Raw genomic sequence first — 3,446 nt, forward strand, 5'->3', positions numbered from 1 at the left:
GCTCATCAAGGGGGCCGCGCCGCCCTCCCGGACTCCTCCGGGCCCGGGCCTTCAGCCCGTACGCAGCGCCCGGGCCAGGAACGGAGCCGTCCGGCTGCCCGCCGCCCGCGCCACCTCGGCCGGAGTGCCCGCCGCGACGATACGGCCGCCCTCCTCGCCGCCGCCCGGACCCATGTCGATCACATGGTCCGCACCGGCCACCACCGCCATGTCGTGCTCCACGACCACCACCGTGCCGCCCGCGTCCACCAGCCCGTGCAGCTGCCGCATGAGCACCTCCACATCGGCCGGGTGCAGCCCCGTGGTCGGCTCGTCGAGCACGTACAGGGTGTGCCCCCGCCGGGCCCGCTGAAGCTCCGCCGCCAGCTTGATCCGCTGCGCCTCACCGCCCGAGAGCTCGGTGGCGGGCTGCCCCAGGCGCAGGTAGCCGAGCCCCACCTCGTTCAGGGTGCGCAGGCTCCGTTCGGCGGCCGGAACCCCGGCGAAGAACCCGGCCGCCGCCTCCACGGTCAGGTCCAGCACTCCGGCGACGGAGAGCCCGCGCAGGGTGACCTCCAGGGTCGGCGGGTTGTAGCGCGCCCCGTGACAGTCGGGGCAGGGCGCGTACGTGCTCGGCAGGAAGAGCAGCTCCACCGAGACGAACCCCTCGCCCTGACAGGTCTCGCACCGCCCGCCCGCCACGTTGAACGAGAACCGCCCGGCCCGGTAGCCGCGCTCCCGCGCCGTGTCCGTCTCGGCGAAGAGCTTGCGCACGACGTCGAACAGACCCGTGTACGTGGCCAGGTTGGAGCGCGGGGTACGCCCGATCGGCTTCTGGTCCACCTGGACGAGCCGGTCCACCGCCTCCAGCCCCCGCGCGGACGCGCAGTCGCGCACGGCGGGCGCGTCGGGAAGGTCCGCCACCGGCGAGGCCTGGCGGTCGGCGAGCACCCCGGCCAGCACCTGCCCGACCAGCGTCGACTTGCCCGACCCCGAGACCCCGGTGACGGCGGTGAACACCCCGAGCGGGAACGTCACGTCGACGCCCCGCACGTTGTGGCGCCGGACACCTTCGAGCCGCAGGCCGCCGGAGGGCGTACGCGGTGGACGGGCGGCGGGCGCCGCCCCGCCGAAGAGGAAACGCCGCGTCGCCGACTCCGCCACCTCCGCGAGACCGGCCGGCGGACCACTGTGCAGCACCCGGCCGCCGTGCTCCCCGGCGAGCGGCCCCACGTCCACCAGCCAGTCCGCCTGCCGCACCACGTCGAGCTGGTGCTCCACCACGAAGACCGTGTTACCGGCTTCCTTCAGTCTGCCGAGCACCGAGAGCAGGGACGCGGTGTCGGCCGGGTGCAGACCCGCCGACGGCTCGTCCAGCACATACACCACACCGAACAGACCGGACCGCAACTGCGTGGCCAGCCGCAGCCGTTGGAGCTCACCGGAGGAGAGCGTCGGTGCCGTCCGGTCGAGGCTGAGGTAGCCGAGCCCCAACTCGGTCACCGTGCCGATGCGGGCCAGCAGGTCCGTCGTCATCACCCGGGCCGTCGCGTCGCCGCCCGAGGCGCGCAGCACCTCCGACAGGGCCGCCAGCGGTAGCGCGGCCAACTCCGCGATGGTGCGCCCCGCGAAGGTCACCGCCATCGCCTCCGGGCGCAGCCGCCCGCCCCCGCAGACCGGACACGGCACGCTCGTCAGATACCGCTCCGCCCGCGCCCGCAGGGTCCGGCTCCGGGAATCGGCGAACGTGTGCATCACATAGCGGCGGGCGCTCATGTACGTTCCCTGGTACGGGCGTTGGATGCGGCCCGCGTCGCGTACCGGATGGACCGTCACCACCGGCTGCTCGTCGGTGAAGAGGATCCACTCCCGCTCCCCGGCCGGGAGTTCGCCCCACGGCCGGTCGACGTCGTACCCCAGAGCGTCGAGCACGTCCCGCAGGTTCTTGCCTTGCCACGCCCCCGGCCAGGCCGCGATCGCCCCCTCGCGGATCGACAACGAGGCGTCCGGGACGAGCAGTTCCTCCGACGTCCGATGGATCCGGCCGAGACCGTGGCACTCGGGGCAGGCGCCCGCGGCGGTGTTGGGCGAGAAGGAGTCGGAGTCGAGGCGCTCGGCGCCCTGCGGATAGTCGCCGGCCCGGGAGAAAAGCATCCGCAGCGAGTTGGAGAGCGTGGTCACCGTACCCACCGACGAGCGCTCGCCCGCGGAGGAACGGCGCTGCTCCAGCGAGACGGCCGGCGGCAGCCCGGTGACCTCGCCGACCGCCGGAGCGCCGACCTGATGGATCAGCCGGCGGGCGTACGGGGCCACCGACTCGAAGTACCGCCGCTGCGCCTCCGCGTAGATCGTGCCGAACGCCAGCGACGACTTGCCGGACCCGGAAACCCCGGTGAACACCGTCAGCGTGTCGCGGGGGATGTCCACGTCGACGTTCCGGAGGTTGTGTTCCCGGGCACCGCGCACCCGGACATAGGGATCGTGAGGGGTGGTCATGAATGCGGTCTCCGAAGATGGGGCGACAAATCGCCGCATTCTAAGCGCTGAGGGCTGTCCCGTCATGAATCGCGGGACAGCCCTTGAGCCCGCCCGAGGCATCGGCCGCCCGCATCGGGGCACGCGAGGAGCATGCCGATGATCCGTGGCCGGCGGGGGGCACAGGACCGCCCGGGCCGGACCCACGATGCGAAGGAGAGTGCAGCGCGATGACGAATGACCAGAACCCTCGCGAGGACGGTTCCGCACCGACTCCGGAGGACCTGCGCACCCACGCGCGGGCCGCGCGGGACGAACTCGGCAGGACCGTCGAGTCGCTCGCGGCGACGGCGGACGGGACCGCACGCGCGAAGGCCGACGAGATGGCGTCGCAGGCGCGGGCGAAGGCGGCGGCCGCGGCAGCGCGCGGGCAGGAGAAGGCCGCCGGAGCGAAGGACCGGGCCGTGGAGAAGGCCGAGGAGATGCGGACGCACGCCCTGGAGAAGGCCGCCGAGGCGCGCGCGGAAGCCCGGGAGAGGACTCCGGACGCCGTGCAGGGGGTGGCGGCGCAGACCCAGCAGCAGATCGGAGTGGCCGTCAGGACCCTGGGGGAGAAGTTCCAGGAGCACGCTCCCGCACCCGTCCGGCGGGGCGCCGACCGTGTTGCGCATGCCGCCCGCGGCAAGGAGGGACTGCTGGTCGCCGGAGGAGTCGCCGCCGTCGCCGTGGTCGCCGTCGCGCGTCACCGGCGGCGCGGATGAAGGCCTCCGCCGTCGTGTACAAACCCGTCGGCCTCGCGGTCGGGATGGCGGGCGGTCTCGTCGCCGGAGCCCTCTTCCGCCAGGTGTGGAAGACGGTCGCCCGTGAGGACGACGCCCCGAGCCCGACCGACCGTGATCGCGGCTGGCCGGAGATCCTCGCCGCGGCGGCCCTGCAAGGGGCGATCTTCTCCACCGTCCGCGCAGCGGTCGGAAGGGGCGGGGCCATCACCG

At 73.7% G+C, this 3,446-nt stretch carries 3 protein-coding genes; 2 read left to right on the plus strand and 1 reads right to left on the minus strand.

Annotated features, from left to right (window positions below; translation table 11 throughout):
* Positions 1–51 precede the first annotated feature (51 nt).
* On the minus strand, positions 52–2,475 hold the full coding sequence (locus ACFWEP_RS33170; protein WP_387375789.1) for an ABC transporter: 2,424 nt from the start codon (positions 2,473–2,475) through the stop codon (positions 52–54).
* Between the two features lie 209 nt (positions 2,476–2,684).
* On the opposite strand from ACFWEP_RS33170, the gene ACFWEP_RS33175 reads away from it, so the two are divergent.
* Both ACFWEP_RS33175 and ACFWEP_RS33180 read left to right on the plus strand, forming a co-directional pair.
* Positions 2,685–3,215 (plus strand): hypothetical protein, encoded by a 531-nt coding sequence (locus ACFWEP_RS33175; RefSeq protein ID WP_387375791.1) that lies wholly within the window; start codon positions 2,685–2,687, stop codon positions 3,213–3,215.
* The coding region (locus ACFWEP_RS33180) for a DUF4235 domain-containing protein (RefSeq protein WP_387375793.1) at positions 3,212–3,446 on the plus strand (235 nt) is incomplete at its 3' end. The genes ACFWEP_RS33175 and ACFWEP_RS33180, both read left to right, overlap by 4 nt.

It is taken from the genome of Streptomyces sp. NPDC060198 (assembly GCF_042728415.1).
Lineage (GTDB): Bacteria > Actinomycetota > Actinomycetes > Streptomycetales > Streptomycetaceae > Streptomyces.